The sequence below is a fragment of the Aliidiomarina halalkaliphila genome, from assembly GCF_007096385.1.
Lineage (GTDB): Bacteria > Pseudomonadota > Gammaproteobacteria > Enterobacterales > Alteromonadaceae > Aliidiomarina > Aliidiomarina halalkaliphila.
In genome coordinates this window covers 90000-106692 of the sequence record NZ_VJWL01000003.1, presented here as the reverse complement: position 1 = coordinate 106692, position 16693 = coordinate 90000, and the positions used below count along the sequence as shown (strand labels likewise).

Below are 16693 nucleotides of genomic sequence, written 5' to 3'. Positions count from 1 at the left end.
GCGCATCTATCTCCACCAACGCGATGCATTGGCTACGCTAATATCACACCATAAATAACGGCGAGGAAATGGGCAACGCTGGCAGCAAGTACAAACACATGCCAAATCGCATGGTGAAACAGCATTTGTTTACGCACGTAGAAAATCACCCCGAGAGAATACAAGATCCCGCCACCGAGCAGCCACAGTAAACCCACCATGGGGACTAATTCCAGCATTGGCTTCATTGCCACCAAGGCCATCCAACCTAAACCTAGGTAGAGCGTGAGGGATAACCACTTCACTCGCTCTTTCTTCATGGTTTCAAGCAGCACGCCCAAAATCGCGATTGTCCAAATAATGATAAACAGCGTCCAGCCCCAGGGCCCGCGCAAATTCACTAACAGGAACGGCGTGTACGTACCGGCAATAAGAATAAAAATCATGGCGTGGTCCATCAACTGGAACACGCGCTTGGCTTTCGGATGGGTGATGGCATGATACAGCGTCGACGCGGTATACAGTAAGATGACCGACGCACCGTAAATAGACGTGCTCACCACCATCCAGATATCGCCGTACTTCACCGACAGCGCGACCATGACAGCTAAGCCGACAATTCCGAGCACGGCACCGATACCGTGACTCACCGAATGGGCGATTTCTTCAAGTAATGTATATTTTTTTGCAGAACTCATGATCACCTCTGACCAGTTACCAGAGATGGCATTTAATCATAGTTTTCATCGATATACTTCAGTTTCTGCGCAAAACTACCAAATGCCCGCTCTGAGTCGTAGTCGAGATGATAGGTGTTGTGGAAGCCTGTACGTAGTTTGACATTGAAGCCTTCGAGAAACACCGTATAACCATCGTGATCGGTAAATCCAGTAATCCCCTCCAACTCATGGCGCTCATCCTTGTGCTCGCCATGCTTCTGGACTTTCTCGAATACCGATAAAATCATGCGTACGCTTAAGTCATCTTTCATAACCGCTCCAATAGTGACGATCCTGTATTAGATCTATGGCACCGGATAGGCAATAACTCAAGGGCCGGACCTACTTAGATCCGGCTTTCTTGGCAAGTTCTCGTTTGAGGAAGGTTTTCTCAATCCACTGGTAGAATACGGGGATAAAGAAAATAGACACAAAAGTGGCAACCAACATGCCGCCAACCACTGTCACGCCCACTGCTTGACGCGCCGCAGCACCTGCACCGGAGCTAAACGCCAACGGCATAGCACCTAAAATAAAGGCCAGAGATGTCATTAAGATTGGACGGAAGCGTTGCTTACAAGCAGTAATAGCGGCAGCCGTTACGGCCATACCGCGTTTGCGATTAAGTACCGCAAACTCGACGATGAGAATGGCATTCTTCGCCGACAGCCCTAACAGTACCAACAACCCGACTTGGAAATAAATGTTGTTTTGTAACCCTGTCATCCAGGTCGCCATCACTGCACCAAACACCGCAAAAGGAATGGCGGTAAGTACAGCTAAAGGCAGCGTCCAGCGTTCATATTGCGCCGCAAGGAGCAAGAATACCATTAACAAGCCAAACCCAAATGCGAGAGGCGCGGCACTGCCGCTTTCCCGCTCTTGTCGCGATGCACCTGTCCAAAACAATTGATAATCGTAAGTGTCGCCCACCACGTCAGCAACCACTTGCTCAAACGCACGCATGGCTTGACCACTGCTGTACCCAGGCATAGGATCCGCCAATAGGCGTCCAGCTGGCCTATTATTGTAACGATGCACTGTATCTGGGCCCGTTGTTCGCTCCAAATGTACCAACGAGTTCAACGGAATCATCTCACCGCTGTTAGAGCGCACGAATACGTCAGCTAAGTTGTGGGGGCCTTCTCGGAATGAAGACTCACCCATCATGTACACCCGCCAAGCGCGCCCTAAATAGTTAAAGTCATTGAGGGTAGTGCGGCTGAAGTTCGCCGACATAGTGGCAAAAATATCGGTAATCGCAACCCCAGAAGACTTGGCTCGTTCTCTATCCACATGCGCAACATAACGGGGGATATCCATGGATAACGTCGTGCGCACATTTTGCAACTCTGGACGCTCATTGGCCGCGGCAATCACCTCATTTAGACGCTCAACCAAGGCTTCATTATCACCGTCCATCACCGCCATTAAATAGGCCTCGAGGCCACCTGTGGTAGAAATTCCCGAAATCGGCGGCGGGTTAAACGCGGTAATATTGGCTTCCCGATATGCTTGACCCTTTTCATTGATGGCTTCGGCAAACTTAAACGAACTGTTGCGTCGCAAATTGCGATCACTCCAGTGATCGAGGGTAACGAAGCTCGCACCCACATTCGGCTTCCGGCCTCCGCCTACGAGGTCGTACCCCATAAAGGTTAAGGTGTTGCTCACGGATTCTGTAGTGCGTAACTCTTCGTTCCAAGCGAGGGAAAACTCGCGCGTTCGATCCAACGATGCACCCACTGGGAGTTGATGGCTTACCAAAACGTAACCCTGATCTTCGTCGGGCACTAAACCGCCAGGAAGCTGTGAAATGCCTCCGAAAGCAATCAAGCCCAAACCGACAAATATGGCAAATGCCATGCCGGTACGCTTCAGCATAAAGCGCACACCATCGGTGTACTTCTGTGTGGCTTTTTCGAACCACACATTGAATCGCTTCAGCAGTTGGGGAGGATCTTCAGGCTTTTCCTTGAGAATTTGCGCACACAAAGCTGGGCTCAAGGTTAAGGCGACAAACCCCGATAAAATAACAGATACAGCGATAGTAAGTGCAAACTGCTGATACATCACTCCCGCTAATCCGCCGAGGAAGGCAACAGGAATAAATACAGCGGCTAGTACCAACACCATGGTGACAATCGGAATGGATACTTCTTCCATCGCTTCGATGGCAGCTTGCTTCGGCGTGAGACCTTTCTCACGCATCAAGCGTTCCACGTTTTCTAGCACCACAATGGCATCATCGACGACAATACCTATGGCTAAAACCATGGCGAGTAATGTGAGTAAGTTAACTGAGAATCCAAATACAAACATGCCGGCAAATGCACCAATCAGCGCAACGGGAATGGACAGTAGCGGAATTAAGGTAGCGCGCCAGCGTTGTAAAAAGAGATAGATAACGCCCATGACCAACAAGAGTGCTTGGAACAGGGTGAGCACCACTTGCTGAATCGACACTTTGACAAAGTCGGTGGTATCAAATGAGGTGGAATAAGTCACCCCGCTGGGGAAGGATTGGCTCATTCGCGCCATCACTTTATCGACTTCCTCCGACACCTCTAGTGCGTTGGCGCCAGGGCGTAAAAAAATCCCCATGGAGACCACGGTTTCACCGTTCTGAACCGCATCGAAATCGTAATTACTCGCCCCAAGCTCAACGCGTGCCACATCACGTAGTCTTACCACGGAACCACCTGGGTCGCTGCGTAAAATGATCTCTTCAAATTGCTCAACCGAGGAGAAACGCCCCTCAGTACCAATCGGGAGCGTCAGTTCTTGCGGGTTTCCTGGGTTCGGTGCGTCACCAAAACGCCCTGCTGCGAACATATTGTTTTGTTCATTTACTGCAGCACGTACATCGGCGGGGGTGAGGCCATAATCTGCCAGTTGGTCCGGCAGCAACCAAATCCGCATTGAATAGGTCTTCGAACCAAAAAATGTAACCTGTGCCACGCCATCCACACGACTGAGTTCATCTTGCACTGTTAGGGTGGCGTAGTTATTCAAAAACAGAGCATCTCGGCTACCATCCGGAGAGCTCAATGAAATAATCTTCAAAATGGCGCTCGATTGCTTGCGAATCTCAACACCACTGCGCTGCACTTCTTCCGGTAAACGGGAATAGGCTCGTTGCACTTGCGCTTCAACATCAATAGCCGCCTGATCCACATCGGTACCCACGGCAAACACAACCGTTAGTGAAACAGAGCCCGTATCATCTGCCGACGAGGTCATATACAGCATGTTTTCCACGCCGTTGATGTAGAGCTCCAGTGGTGCGGCAACCGCTTGCGATGCGGCCTCAGCTGTCGCCCCCGAATAACTTGCACTCACCACCACTTGGGGCGGTACAATCTGCGGATATTGCTGTACCGGGAGCATGCGTAATGCCATTAACCCAGCCAATACAATCAGAATTGAGAGCACCGATGCCAGCACCGGGCGCTCAATAAAGTGGCGTGCAATCATTCATCTTCCTCCACGTGCACCCGAGTCCCTGGCTGCAACATGGACAAACCTTCAACGATCACGCGATCGCCACTTGCTAAGCCTTGTTCGATCAATTGTTGATTACCTACACGCACACCGAGCGTCACTTCACGTACCTGCACAATGTCTTGGTTATCGACAATGTACACGACCGAGTGCCGGCCCGATTGCACAACGGCGCGCTGCGAAACCGTAATGGCGTGCTGTAATTCAATTTGCGGGAGTTGTACTCGAACGAATTGGCCTGGCAGTAGTGTCATATCTGGATTAGGGATAACCGCGCGAGCCTCTATGCTACCCGTTTCCCGATCAACAATCCGACTCACATAATCAATGTATCCTTCGGTCGTATGCTCGCGACCATCGCTAAAACGTAAGCGGGCCGCAGGACCAGGACGCTCGTCGTCAGCACTAAGGCTGGTCGCACGTAATAAATAGTTTGCAGCGATATCACTTTCTGGCACATTGAAATGCACATAGATAGGATCCAAGCTCACAATAGTGGCTAGTGTGTCATTCGCTTGAATCAAGTTCCCCACAGACACCGACTCACGACTCGCGACACCGGTAATTGGCGCACTAATTTCGGTGTAGTTGTAGCGCAGCTTCACGTCTTCTAAGGTAGCTCGCGCCCCTTCAAGCTCCGCTTCCGCTGATTCCACCCGCGATTGAGTTTGATCAAATTCACGCGCACTCACCGCGCCATCGCTAAACAGGTTCTCTACCCGCGCCCAATCTCGACGCGCTTCGTTATAGGTTGCTTCGGCGCTTGTAAGCTCGGCTTGAGCCTTTTGTAAATCCACTTTGTAAGGGGCCTTTTCGATAGAGAACATAATGGTTCCCTTCTCCACCAATTGGCCTTCATTGAAATGACGTTCTTCTAGCTGACCACCAACGCGCGCACGCACTTCGGTAACCATAGAACCTTCTGTTCGGGCGGCAAAAGAACGTTCTAATTCAAGAGTTTGTGCCTGTACTGTATTCACCAGTACGCGATGAGCGGGACGCGTGTCTTCATCGTTCATCGCCGTCCCTTCTGAGCACGCAGACAGCTGAGCAAGCATTAGTGTTGCACTTGCAACCACCAATACTCGGCTCCATGGGTTTAACGTCTGCAGTCGTTTCATTCGATTCACTCCAATTTGGCATCTTTACAATTGTAAAGAATACGGTACTAGCTTCAGACCAACAGTCGATTTACCTTTACTTTACGCTCCGCCAAACATGGAAATTATCGAACAAAATAAGGCAAATTGCTTAATCTTTAGGGTCTTTCGGGGGCTTACTTTGTGCTGCAGAGCCACGATGGGGGTGAATTTGCCCTTGAGCTTGTTGGTAATGACGATGGGTCAGCACAAACGCATGAATTATTGAGATCACGTAAAGCACTGGAGCTGCTGCGTAGGCCCCGGGGGTTTCACCACCCGTAGCGATCCGAAATAACATTAATGCGGCCAAATAAAGTACCAAACTCAACCACATTTGCTTGCGCGCCCCAGACATCCACACCGCAACCGGTGGAAGAACTAAAGCCAGTAAATAATTCATAATGCAGATCCTTTCTTATTGTTAGTGTCGCACTCTGCGCAGATTATCAGGTTCCTCAAGGATCGCCCAGATTTACACAAACGGCAAGATTGAATCTGCACGCTGCATCGTGTTCTTTACGAAAGTAGGCGTTGATCAGATTACCAAGGCAAGCGCTCGCCATCCCAGAACCAGAAATCTCCGGACTCTTGGGGTGTGAGATTCCAAATCACCGAGCAGATTCGTTGCGCGGATTGCTCAGGTGAATAAAGCTTATCTTTGGGTAGTCGATCTTGAAAAGGTTCCGACAAAGGCGTGTCTGTCGTGCCTGGGTGAATCACAGCTAGGGTAAGCAACTTATGGGTGCGTTTCAGTTCAATGGCAGCGGTTTTAAACAGCATATTCAGCGCCGCCTTCGATGCCCGGTATCCATACCAACCACCCAACTGATTATCACCGATACTACCCACCTTGGCCCCAAGTTGAACCACGAAGCAGCGCTTCTTTTTTGCAAGCACAGGTTTAAGTATTTGAATGAGTAGTGCTGGAATCGTCGCGTTTACGCGAAAGTACTCTTGCAGCTGTTCTGAGTTCAACTGTTCGAGCCGACGCTCCGGCTGCCACTCGCCATGATCCGCGTCAATGCGGTGTAACCAACCGATGGTTGAAATGACACCGTTCAAAAACACCCCTTCTTGCTGCCACTTCTGCACCGCAGCAGCGGCGGCATCGAGAACCTCTCCGGTATACTGATGCCAGATCAAATTCGTTATGTCCGCTAACTGATCTGGACAAGGGCGGCGACTAAATCCGTGAATCTCGGCCTCTGGATCACGTTCATACAAGGCACGTACAAGGGCCTCACCTAAACCACCACCAGAGCCAAACACCGCATACACGGCCATAGATTTACCCCTCAGGCACCACCTGAATTCAAGCTATGCCGACAATTGAACAGACTTGGACGTCGCTGCAGTATCTTTCTTACCAAACCGCTGCCACGCCTTCTCATGAAAGAAGTACGCAACAGTATTCACTGCCGGTTCAATCAAGGCGATTAATCCACCTAAAACAAAACTACCCGTGATTAACCAAGTAACGCCAAAGGCCACAGTAAAATGCACAATGGCAAATGAAAATGTCTTCTTCATGATTCGCTCCTAACCACATCAGTGCCACCAAGCACTTATCTATAAATCGATAATAGCGATTGCATTAAAAATATACAGTTAATAAAACCGATTGAGGAGTTCGGGCCAACGCGGTGCATTGGGTACAATGGTCCAGAGGGAGACATTGGCTTCGTGGGGGTGTCTGCCGCAGGGATGCGGCAGCCAAGCCTGCATGGATGCATTCACGGCGTCCCCCACGGGGCTTTCCCAGCGCCGAGCTGGTTAAGGGGAGGTGAGGGTGAAGGTAACGGGGCCGTCGTTGATGAGACTGACTTGCATGTTGGCGGCGAAACGGCCGGTGGCGACGGGAACATTAAGGCTGCTAACAGCATCGGCAAACGCGTGGTAGAGGGTTTGTGCTTGTTGCGGTGAGCCCGCCGATGAAAAGCTAGGTCGCCTTCCTTTGCGGGTATCCGCAGCGAGCGTAAACTGAGACACAATTAACATCTCCCCTTGCACATCACGCACATCTAAATTCATTTTATCTTCAGCGTCGGCAAAGATCCGATAACCGACAACGCGCTCGGCTAAGCGCTTGGCGTCGGCAACCGTATCATCACGCTCAACCCCGAGTAACACCAAAATACCGCGCCCGATGGCACCGACAGTTTCACCTTCGGCCGTTACTGCCGCCTGAGTGACCCGTTGAATCAACGCAATCATGCTTTATCCTTTGCCGTGCTGCGCTTCTTCGTAGATGAACGTTTCTTCGTCGCTGTAGCTTTTTTCTTCGCGGGTTTAGGCGTCTCTACATCTTGCTTCTCCGCAGGTGCCTCTTCTTCCGTTGCATCTTCCGTTTCAGCGGGCTCTTCTTCCAACTCAGACGGCGGCACAGGCTCATCTGGGTCCTCCGCAAATTCGCTTATACTCACGCTCAATTCTGCACCCAGCAAAATAATGTTCCATGACAAATAGATCCAAACGATTAAAATCGGAATCGTCGCCAAGGCGCCATATATAAGCTCATACGAAGGAAAATATTGGAGATAAATGCGGAAGCCGTTCTTCGCAAGCTCAAACAAAACAGCTGCAACTGCCGCACCCCAAATCGCATGACGGAACTTCACCACTTTGTTCGGTACCATGACATACAACAGCATAAAGGCCATGGCGCTGGTGAAAAATGGGAACAAAGTAAGGAGTGTGGCTTGCACGCCCGTCACATAATCATCGGCAAAAGCCGCGACCGACAACAAATATGATGATAAACCTATGCCGGTACCGACCAGTACTGGCCCCATGGTGAGGACCATCCAGTATACCGCCAAGCTTATAATCATACGGCGCTTGTTCTCGACGCGCCAAATTTGGTTCATCGCTTTATCGATGGCGCTGATAAGCATAATCGCCACCACAAATAAGAACACCACACCAATGGCCGTCATTTGATTGGCGTTCACCACAAAACGGTTTAAGTACTCCTGAAATGCCTCACCACTCGTGGGCACTAAATTCTCTAACAACGCGGTTTGCAGCGCCTCGCGAGTTTCAGCGAACATGGGAAATGCAGCAAACATCGCAAACATTACAGCAAGGAGAGGCACTAAGGATAGCAGGCTCACATAGGTGAGATGACCCGCCATGACATTGATACGGTCTGTCGCGCAACGGCGCAGAAAGTAGCGCAAGAATTCGAAACTCGTGCGAATTGCATTAGGGGCGTGGGACTTGAACAGAGTCCACAATTCTTTGCCACTTCTCATAATTTCGCCATATCGTCCGTTAGTTAAGAGCTCTTATTGTGGCAGGCATCCAAATTTACGACAAGTCGCACGCGTCTCTATCTTGATTCTGTCACACTGCTCGCATACCCTCGTCTGTCTGACTTTATTTTGGATGAGATCATGGAATATCAGATCGTCGCCCCGAAAACCAAACAAGAATTCGAGGACTATTACGACTTGCGCTATCAAGTATTGCGCGAGCCGTTCCAGCGTCCGCGTGGCTCTGAGAAGGACGAATACGATTTAGTCGGCGAACATCGCATGCTCATCGACGCCAATAAACAGCTCATTGGCATCGGCCGCCTGCACTTTAATAGTCGCGAAGAAGCACAAGTACGCTTTATGGTGGTCAAACCCGGGTTACAAGGCGAAGGGCACGGCGTTCGCTTACTGCATGCACTAGAAATATTAGCCCGGGAAAATGGCGCGAAGCGCGTAATTATCCGCTCACGGGATGCCACGCTAGGGTTTTACCTCAAGTGCGGCTACGAGCTTCATGAAGAAGGCAACACCGTCGATAATCCAATGGCTGAGCACCTGTTGGTCAAAACCCTCGACCCAGTAAACCATATCATCTATCGACCGCAATGGTGCGTAGAACTTGAAGCCACGTGGCACCAGAAGATTCCAATTAGTGAAGCCATGGGCATTCGTGTGCATCAATATACCGGCCGTGAATTCGAATTGCGGGCCCCCTTACCGCGCAACATTAATCTTCACAACACCATGTTCGCTGGCAGTATATATACGCTGGCAACCCTTACCGGCTGGGGGTTGATTAGTCTACAAATGCAAGAGCGCGGCATTTCCGGTGCCGTTGTTCTGGCCGATGGTCATATTCAGTACCAGCAGCCGGTGCGTTCGCATCCGCGCGGGCTCGTCCACTTGCGTGATTTAGAAGGCGATATGAGTGTGGTAGAACAAGGCAGGAACGCGCACCTAAAGCTCACCACATATATTTACGATGGTGACAACGAGGCCGCTGCAGCTACCTTTACCGGGCAATACGTGATTTTAGCCCCACGGGACAAATAAAAAGGGCCCTTCAGTGAAGGGCCCTCGATGTAACCAAGTTTAGTTATTCGCCGAGGCGTAATTCCACCATCTCAGTCAGCTCACCCGAGCGCACCAACTCCGCAATCGCAATGATGTCTGGTGAGAAATAACGGTCTTCATCATAGAAGCCAACCCGTGCCCGCACCGCACTATGCGCTTTTTCAATCATCGCTGATGACTGTAACGGACGACGGAAATCAACGCCTTGGGCAGCCCCAAGCAATTCAATGGCAACAATATTAGCCACGTTTTCGGCAATATCTTCTAAACGACGGGCCGCAAAGGTTGCCATAGACACGTGATCTTCCTGATTCGCTGAGGTTGGTAAGCTATCAATCGAAGCCGGATGTGCCAAGGTTTTGTTTTCCGACGCCAAGGCTGCAGCAGTCACTTGCGCCAACATAAAGCCCGAATTCACCCCGCCGTTTTCCACCAAGAAAGGCGGCAAATTGCTCAGGTTACGATCCACCAAAAGCGCAGTACGACGTTCGGACAACGAACCTACTTCTGACACCGCAATGGCGAGCATATCCGCTGCCATCGCCACCGGTTCTGCATGGAAGTTACCGCCCGACAAAATATCGTTATCGTCGGCAAACACCAGTGGGTTATCCGTTACGCCATTGGCTTCTGTGCCTAGCACGGTTGCCGCATAACGAATTTGATCCCAAGCTGCGCCCATCACCTGTGGTTGGCAACGTAAGCTATACGGGTCTTGCACTTTGCCGCAGTTGGTGTGCGATGCACCAATCTCACTGGTATCGGCGAGGAGTCGACGCAATTCCGTTGCCACATCGATTTGTCCCGGCTGACCGCGTACCGCATGAATACGGGGATCAAACGGTGTGCGCGAACCAAGCGCGGCTTCTACTGACATCGCCCCAGCAAGCATGGCCGATGCAAACACATCTTCGATGGCAAATAGGCCATGCAGGGCCAACGCCGTTGATGCCTGAGTACCATTCAGAAGCGCCAGTCCTTCCTTCGGTGCCAACTCCATCGGGGCCAAGCCAAGCTGTTGTAATCCCTCTTTGGCTGGCATACGCTCCCCAGCGATACGTAGCTCCCCTTCACCAAGTAAAGGCAACACAAGGTGTGCCAAGGGTGCTAAATCGCCACAAGCGCCCACTGAGCCCTTCTCAGGTACACAGGGATATGCCTCATGGTTCACCAATGCGATGAGAAAATCGATCACCTCTGGACGAACCCCAGAGTAGCCCCGCGCCAGTGAGTTGATCTTCAAGACCAACATTAAGCGAACCACGTGGTCACTCATCATTTTGCCAACACCCGCTGCATGTGACAGCACAATGCGTCGCTGCAGATCGGCCAGTTGTTCAGGCTGAATCCGGGTATTCGCAAGCAAGCCAAATCCGGTATTAATACCGTACACAACACGACCTTCCGCAAGCACATCTGCTACTGTCTTTGCGGCACGGGCAACATCCTTGCGGGCTTGCTCAGGCAAAGTTAAGCGCACCGGCTGCCGGCTGATGGTGCGTAATTGGCGCAGCGTTAGCTGTCCAGGGGGTAGTTCTAATTCATATACGCGAGTCATTACGAGCTCCTACTTCAGGCTGAGCCTAGTTATTCGTTATCCAACATGGGCAAATCGAGATGACTTTCCCGTGCTGCTTCTTTGGCGATATCATATCCTGCGTCCGCATGGCGCATCACGCCCGTGCCTGGATCATTCCATAACACGCGGCTGATACGCTCCTTCGCAACGTCGGTACCATCGGCCACAATCACCACCCCAGAGTGCTGGGAATACCCCATTCCTACGCCGCCGCCATGGTGTAAAGATACCCATGTAGCGCCGCCGGCTGTATTTAATAATGCATTCAGCAATGGCCAATCTGATACGGCATCGGAACCATCGAGCATGGCTTCGGTTTCGCGGTTCGGGCTAGCCACCGAACCTGAATCCAAGTGATCACGACCAATCACAATCGGGGCTTTCAGCTCGCCGTTCTTCACCATTTCATTAAAGGCTAAGCCCAAGCGCATGCGATCCTTGAGTCCAACCCAACAGATGCGCGCCGGTAATCCCTGAAACGAAATCCGCTCTTTGGCCATATCCAACCAGTTGTGCAAATGCTGATCATGGGGCATGAGCTCTTTCACTTTCTGATCGGTTTTATAGATATCTTCCGGATCACCGGACAAAGCGACCCAACGGAACGGGCCAATACCTTGGCAAAACAAAGGGCGAATATACGCAGGCACGAAACCTGGGAAATCAAAGGCATTGGTTACGCCCTCGTCTTTAGCCATTTGCCGGATATTATTGCCATAGTCGAGCACCGCCGCACCGCGCTTTTGGAAATCCAGCATGGCTTGCACTTGCACTGCCATGGACTGCTTCGCCGCTTTTACTACCCCTTGCGGATCCTGCTCGCGCATTTGTTCTGCTTGAGTCATCGTCCAGCCCTGAGGTAAATAACCATTGAGCGGATCATGGGCTGAAGTTTGGTCCGTCACAACATCTGGGGTAATTTGGCGAGCAACCAACTCGGCGTATACATCTGCCGCGTTGCCTAATAGCGCCACCGACACGGCTCGGCCTTCATTTTTGGCCTGCTCCAAGCGCGCTAATGCATCATCGAGGTCTGTTGCTTTCTCGTCGACGTAGCGCGTGCGCAGACGAAAATCGATACGGCTTTCATCCACTTCACAGGCCAACATGGAAAATCCTGCCATGGTTGCGGCGAGAGGCTGAGCGCCGCCCATACCACCTAACCCGCCCGTCAGTACCCATTTACCCGCCGCGTCGCCACCAAAATGTTGGCGTGCCACAGCACCGAAAGTCTCATACGTACCCTGAACAATGCCTTGGGAGCCGATATAGATCCATGAGCCGGCTGTCATTTGGCCGTACATCATCAATCCTTTTTTATCGAGTTCGTTAAAGTGCTCCCAATTAGCCCATTCAGGCACTAAGTTTGAATTCGCAATAAGCACCCGTGGGGCATCCGGATGCGTTGGAAATACACCTACTGGCTTGCCGCTTTGCACCAATAACGTTTGGTTGTCTTCAAGACGATCCAGTACTTCAACAATCTTATCAAAGCACTCCCAACTGCGGGCCGCACGTCCAATACCGCCATACACCACGAGTCCTTGTGGATGCTCAGCAACCTCGGGGTCAAGGTTGTTCATTAGCATGCGTTTTGCCGCTTCTGTCTGCCAGCTCTTCGCGGTTTTCTCACTTCCATGGGGGGAGCGAATCACGCGATTTTTGTCGATACGAGTAAAGCTCATTGCTCGTCTCCTGTTGTTGATCCCTTGGCCGCACCGCGGCTAGATCGCTGTGTTGATTTAAATGTCATATGCCCACCTAAGCGGAAACGACTGCCTGGATGCGTCAAAGTCGCCTGACTCACCACGCCATCACGACACCAGGTGCGCCGTTGGATTTGTAAGCAGGGCTCAACCTCGTGCATATCAAGCCATTTGGCGGTTTGCTTTGTCGGCATGACCGCTTCAATCAAATGACTTGCTTCCGTCAGCGGGGTTACTTCGCACAAATACTCGTGCGGAGTGTGTTCGGTAAAGTCTTGCTCGAGATAATTCGGCACTAACAGTGGATTGACAAAACGCTCCTCCACTTGCACCGCCTGACCGTTCTCAAAATGCGTAATGACGGAGTGAAACACGTGGCCTTCTGGATCCAATTGCAGGGCAGCTGCAATGTGTGGGAGCGCAGGAACGGACTGCAACGAACGCACAACCGCATGGTGTTTGTGATTACGCATTTTAATTTCATCCGCGATGTTACGAATGGTGAGCAACGCTGATTGGCTTTTCAAAGGCGCCACAAAAGTACCTGATCCCCGAGTTCGGGTGACCAATCCTTCGTCGGACAGCTCTTGCAGCGCTCGCCGCGCTGTCATTCGACTCACGTTAAATTCCGCCGATAACTCATTCTCAGAACTTACCGGGTGATACTCAGGCCATTCACCGGATTCAATTTTCTGATAGATGTGTTCTTTAATAACCGCAAACTTAGCCATAATAGGTCCGTCTTGTAATTACGTAGGAATTTGCTATGTTGTATATACATTAGCAAGTTCATCGCATTTAGCAAAGGGTTTTTTTATGTCGAATACGTCGATGCAGCCGGGAACCGTCACCTTGATCAAAAACGTGACTGCGGCAACCATGACTGATGCACAGCTGGGCCTGATTGAGCAGGCGGCCATTGTGGCGCACAACGGAGTCATTCAGTGGGTAGGCCGAGAAAATGCACTACCTATGGAATATCAGCATCTTGTGCTTGCCAGCGAGGAGCGCCAAAGTGCGACCATCATTGATGGCCATGGCATGCTTGCAACGCCTGCCCTCACCGATTGCCATACGCATCTTGTGTGGGCTGGAAGTCGCGCCAATGAGTTTCGCCAACGCTTGCATGGCGCCAGTTATCAAGACATCGCTGAACAAGGCGGGGGCATTCTTTCCACTGTACGCGCCACCCGTGCTGCCAGCGAAGATGCGTTATTTCGAATGACGTTGCCACGAGCAAAAGCGCTCTTGAGCCAAGGCGTCGCCCATGTGGAAATCAAATCAGGTTACGGTCTCAGTCTCGATGATGAACTCAAACAATTGCGGGTTGCACGACGTATTGGCGATGCCCTACCATTGCGTGTAAGTACCACCTTATTGGCCGCCCACGCACTACCGCCCGAATTTGCCAACGATAGTGACGGTTATATTGATTATGTGGTGCGGGAAATACTTCCGGCAGCTGCCAACCAAGGCTTGGTGGATGCGGTGGATGTATTTTGTGAGCAGATTGGGTTTAGCCGAGAACAAACCGATCGGGTATTTCGGGCAGCCAAACAACTGGGAATTCCCGTTAAACTGCACGCTGAGCAGTTGAGCGACCAAGATGGCGCTGCATTGATGGCATCTTATCAAGGACTCTCAGCGGATCACTTGGAGTATTTATCGGATAAGGGAATTCGCGCAATGGCCGATGCCGGTTCAGTTGCCGTACTTTTGCCTGGGGCTTTTTACTTTTTGCGAGAAACCAAATTACCGCCAATTCAGGCGCTGCGGGATGCCAAGGTGCCGATAGCCATTGCTACCGACGCCAACCCCGGATCCTCACCGCTGATTCAGCTTCCCTTAATGATGCATTTTGCTTGTACATTGTTTCAAATGACGCCGGAAGAATCTTGGCTTGGGGTCACCAAGCATGCAGCCGCAGCTTTAGGTGATCACCAGCAGGGCACCCTAGCACCAAATCAGCGTGCTGATATTGCCCTGTGGGATTTAGAGAGCCCCGAAGCGATGTGTTACGAGTTTGGTATTAATCCGCTTCGGCATTTATTGATTGGTGGCGAGCAAGTAAGTAAAGACCAACTCGCTTAATAGCTGCCCACAGGCTTTATTGCCTGCTTCGAGTCCCGCTGGATGACAAGCAGGCGCCGCTTCCGCTAAGTGCAAGTAGCGCGCTTTCGGATAGGCCGCTAGCCGACGCACAAATACCTGTGCTTGTGCAAATGACACCCCCGTGTAATTAAAAGCACTTGCCGGTGCACCAGTAATGGCATCCACATCCAACTCAATGCCAAAGGGTATTTGCCAATCACAGGCCTGCCGAGCAACTTCGGCCATCACTTTATCCATACGACTTTCCGCCAGCTGATGCATAGGCACATAGCTTGCCCCTGCATCCGCTAACTGATCGAGGGTACTGCGAGAATTTTTCGCTTCATGCAAACTCACCACTTGGTAATGCTGCAGCAAGCCTGCCTTGTGTGCATAGGAGAAGCCATTGCCACTATGCCGTCCTTCGAGCGGACGAAAATCTGAATGGGGGTCCAGATTTACCGCGCCCACAGCACTATTTTGTGCCGCCGCAAGCGCTTGAATCAGTGGTAACGCATTATTATGACCACCGCCAATCAGTATAACGCGCACGCCACGCGCAAACAGGGGCGTTAATATCTCACGGACACGCCCATCGAGTTGTTCGCACAGCGCTCGTAATTGGCTGAGATCATCGGCGTTACTAGCATCTAGATGCGCTGATTGTTCCATTAAATCACGGCAATCCACTTCGCCGCCCAGCAGCAAACGCTGCACGGGTAAGCGTCCGGCATCTTGCATATTGAGGAATTGCTGCAAGAACGCAGCAAAGCCTGCTTCTGCGCCACCGCGACCAAGATTCGCCCGAGGTCCAATCGACTCCGGTACACCAATGAGCACAATACTGTCGTCGGCTATACCATCCAGCAGTGCCGACCATTGCTGAGGTGCGTTGATAGACTCGCCGATACGGGTTTCACCAGCACGGGCATGCACAAATGCGCCCGGATTAACCGGGCGCCAGTATGAAGGAGATTGATGCATCACGTTGCAGAACCTACCTGTGGTTTATTCGATATCTAAAGCTTCCGGCGACAAAATAATCCCGGTGCTATCCGCATATAAATGATCTTCAGGCAGGAAAGTGACCCCACCGAAATTCACCGCAATATCACTTTCCCCAACGCCTTCTGAAGGCGCACCCACGGGAATTGATGCAAGCGCTTGAATGCCAATATCGAGATCTTCAAGGGCATCGACATCACGTACACAGCCGTAACACACAATGCCTTCCCAATCATTTTCCAAGGCCAACTCAGCAATCGCAATATCAATTAATGCACGCCGCATGGAGCCGCCGCCATCAATTAATAGTACTTTGCCCGCGCCCGGGTTTTCGAGAACCGTTTCTATCAGTCCTTTGTCTTCGTGGCACTTGATGGTCACGATTTGTCCGCCAAACGATACCCGTCCGCCGTAGTTCACAAACATGGGCTCAACGACGTCTACTTGATCTGCGTATAAGTCACAAAGTTCCGAGGTGTTGTATTCCATAAGAAACGCTCCTGCGGTGTTACGGATAAGAGGGGATTGACGCTTAGTATAAACCTTTTCCGACAAGGAGCGAAACGATAACGCAAGAAACCTTGAAAACTGCCGTTTCGGTTGATTTATGTCACAAAAACGCGTTAAATCAGGGTAC

The 16693-nt window shown here is 51.2% G+C and carries 15 protein-coding genes and 1 pseudogene; 2 read left to right on the top strand and 14 right to left on the bottom strand.

Annotated elements, in window-relative coordinates; genetic code table 11:
- Positions 1–32: 32 nt before the first annotated feature.
- The 9 genes and pseudogenes from trhA to FM042_RS09100 form a co-directional block, all read right to left on the bottom strand.
- Positions 33–677, bottom strand: coding sequence for a PAQR family membrane homeostasis protein TrhA (gene trhA / locus FM042_RS09140; RefSeq protein WP_185960757.1), 645 nt, complete (start codon positions 675–677; stop codon positions 33–35).
- 32 nt (positions 678–709) lie between these two features.
- Complete coding sequence (locus FM042_RS09135) at positions 710–970, bottom strand: DUF3081 family protein (RefSeq protein ID WP_143236127.1); 261 nt, start codon at positions 968–970, stop codon at positions 710–712.
- Between the two features lie 70 nt (positions 971–1040).
- On the bottom strand, positions 1041–4175 hold the full coding sequence (locus tag FM042_RS09130) for an efflux RND transporter permease subunit (protein ID WP_143236126.1): 3135 nt from the start codon (positions 4173–4175) through the stop codon (positions 1041–1043).
- Positions 4172–5323 carry an efflux RND transporter periplasmic adaptor subunit gene (locus tag FM042_RS09125; RefSeq protein ID WP_143236125.1) on the bottom strand — a complete coding sequence of 384 codons (1152 nt, stop codon included), beginning with the start codon at positions 5321–5323 and terminating at the stop codon, positions 4172–4174. Before FM042_RS09125 ends, FM042_RS09130 begins: the two co-directional genes overlap by 4 nt.
- A gap of 130 nt (positions 5324–5453) precedes the next feature.
- Positions 5454–5744: a YqaE/Pmp3 family membrane protein gene (locus FM042_RS09120; RefSeq protein WP_143236124.1), complete on the bottom strand. Its 291-nt coding sequence runs from the start codon at positions 5742–5744 to the stop codon at positions 5454–5456.
- A 140-nt stretch (positions 5745–5884) separates the two neighbouring features.
- A complete protein-coding gene (locus FM042_RS09115; RefSeq protein ID WP_143236123.1) occupies positions 5885–6628 on the bottom strand; it encodes an SDR family NAD(P)-dependent oxidoreductase in 744 nt (247 codons plus the stop codon).
- Between the two features lie 33 nt (positions 6629–6661).
- On the bottom strand, positions 6662–6874 hold the full coding sequence (locus FM042_RS09110) for a DUF2061 domain-containing protein (protein ID WP_143236122.1): 213 nt from the start codon (positions 6872–6874) through the stop codon (positions 6662–6664).
- 243 nt (positions 6875–7117) lie between these two features.
- Positions 7118–7558 carry a D-aminoacyl-tRNA deacylase gene (gene dtd, locus FM042_RS09105; protein WP_143236121.1) on the bottom strand — a complete coding sequence of 147 codons (441 nt, stop codon included), beginning with the start codon at positions 7556–7558 and terminating at the stop codon, positions 7118–7120.
- 170 nt (positions 7559–7728) lie between these two features.
- Positions 7729–8598: pseudogene (locus FM042_RS09100) on the bottom strand (virulence factor BrkB family protein); the annotation flags it as partial.
- A 141-nt stretch (positions 8599–8739) separates the two neighbouring features.
- Here FM042_RS09100 and FM042_RS09095 point away from each other — a divergent pair.
- Positions 8740–9654, top strand: coding sequence for a bifunctional GNAT family N-acetyltransferase/hotdog fold thioesterase (locus tag FM042_RS09095; protein ID WP_143236119.1), 915 nt, complete (start codon positions 8740–8742; stop codon positions 9652–9654).
- A 43-nt stretch (positions 9655–9697) separates the two neighbouring features.
- On the opposite strand, the gene hutH is transcribed toward FM042_RS09095, so the two are convergent.
- Genes hutH through hutC form a run of 3 tightly spaced genes read right to left on the bottom strand, consistent with a single transcriptional unit; the run spans position 9698 to position 13691 of the window.
- Entirely contained in the window at positions 9698–11233 is a 1536-nt protein-coding gene (hutH, locus tag FM042_RS09090; RefSeq protein WP_143236118.1) for a histidine ammonia-lyase, read from the bottom strand.
- Positions 11234–11262: 29 nt separating this feature from the next.
- Positions 11263–12939, bottom strand: a complete 1677-nt coding sequence (gene hutU, locus FM042_RS09085) for a urocanate hydratase (protein ID WP_143236117.1) — start codon at positions 12937–12939, stop codon at positions 11263–11265.
- Positions 12936–13691 (bottom strand): histidine utilization repressor, encoded by a 756-nt coding sequence (gene hutC / locus FM042_RS09080; protein WP_143236116.1) that lies wholly within the window; start codon positions 13689–13691, stop codon positions 12936–12938. Before hutC ends, hutU begins: the two co-directional genes overlap by 4 nt.
- Positions 13692–13776: 85 nt before the next feature.
- Between hutC and hutI the strand changes: the two genes are divergently transcribed.
- The gene (hutI, locus tag FM042_RS09075; RefSeq protein WP_221931522.1) at positions 13777–15051 is read left to right on the top strand and encodes an imidazolonepropionase; all 1275 of its coding nucleotides are present in this window, start codon (positions 13777–13779) and stop codon (positions 15049–15051) included.
- On the opposite strand, the gene FM042_RS09070 is transcribed toward hutI, so the two are convergent.
- Together FM042_RS09070 and rraA are read right to left on the bottom strand one after the other, a co-directional pair.
- A complete protein-coding gene (locus FM042_RS09070) occupies positions 15007–16035 on the bottom strand; it encodes a formimidoylglutamase (protein WP_143236333.1) in 1029 nt (342 codons plus the stop codon). The two genes, hutI and FM042_RS09070, sit on opposite strands and share 45 nt — an antisense overlap.
- 24 nt (positions 16036–16059) lie before the next feature.
- Positions 16060–16545, bottom strand: a complete 486-nt coding sequence (gene rraA, locus FM042_RS09065; protein WP_143236115.1) for a ribonuclease E activity regulator RraA — start codon at positions 16543–16545, stop codon at positions 16060–16062.
- Positions 16546–16693: the final 148 nt, after the last annotated feature.

Coding starts and splice junctions, on each gene's coding strand:
- trhA (WP_185960757.1), bottom strand. CDS start 677: ATGAGTTCTGCAAAAAAATATACATTACTTGAAGAAATCGCCCATTCG.
- FM042_RS09135 (WP_143236127.1), bottom strand. CDS start 970: ATGAAAGATGACTTAAGCGTACGCATGATTTTATCGGTATTCGAGAAA.
- FM042_RS09130 (WP_143236126.1), bottom strand. CDS start 4,175: ATGATTGCACGCCACTTTATTGAGCGCCCGGTGCTGGCATCGGTGCTC.
- FM042_RS09125 (WP_143236125.1), bottom strand. CDS start 5,323: ATGAAACGACTGCAGACGTTAAACCCATGGAGCCGAGTATTGGTGGTT.
- FM042_RS09120 (WP_143236124.1), bottom strand. CDS start 5,744: ATGAATTATTTACTGGCTTTAGTTCTTCCACCGGTTGCGGTGTGGATG.
- FM042_RS09115 (WP_143236123.1), bottom strand. CDS start 6,628: ATGGCCGTGTATGCGGTGTTTGGCTCTGGTGGTGGTTTAGGTGAGGCC.
- FM042_RS09110 (WP_143236122.1), bottom strand. CDS start 6,874: ATGAAGAAGACATTTTCATTTGCCATTGTGCATTTTACTGTGGCCTTT.
- dtd (WP_143236121.1), bottom strand. CDS start 7,558: ATGATTGCGTTGATTCAACGGGTCACTCAGGCGGCAGTAACGGCCGAA.
- FM042_RS09095 (WP_143236119.1), top strand. CDS start 8,740: ATGGAATATCAGATCGTCGCCCCGAAAACCAAACAAGAATTCGAGGAC.
- hutH (WP_143236118.1), bottom strand. CDS start 11,233: ATGACTCGCGTATATGAATTAGAACTACCCCCTGGACAGCTAACGCTG.
- hutU (WP_143236117.1), bottom strand. CDS start 12,939: ATGAGCTTTACTCGTATCGACAAAAATCGCGTGATTCGCTCCCCCCAT.
- hutC (WP_143236116.1), bottom strand. CDS start 13,691: ATGGCTAAGTTTGCGGTTATTAAAGAACACATCTATCAGAAAATTGAA.
- hutI (WP_221931522.1), top strand. CDS start 13,777: ATGTCGAATACGTCGATGCAGCCGGGAACCGTCACCTTGATCAAAAAC.
- FM042_RS09070 (WP_143236333.1), bottom strand. CDS start 16,035: ATGCATCAATCTCCTTCATACTGGCGCCCGGTTAATCCGGGCGCATTT.
- rraA (WP_143236115.1), bottom strand. CDS start 16,545: ATGGAATACAACACCTCGGAACTTTGTGACTTATACGCAGATCAAGTA.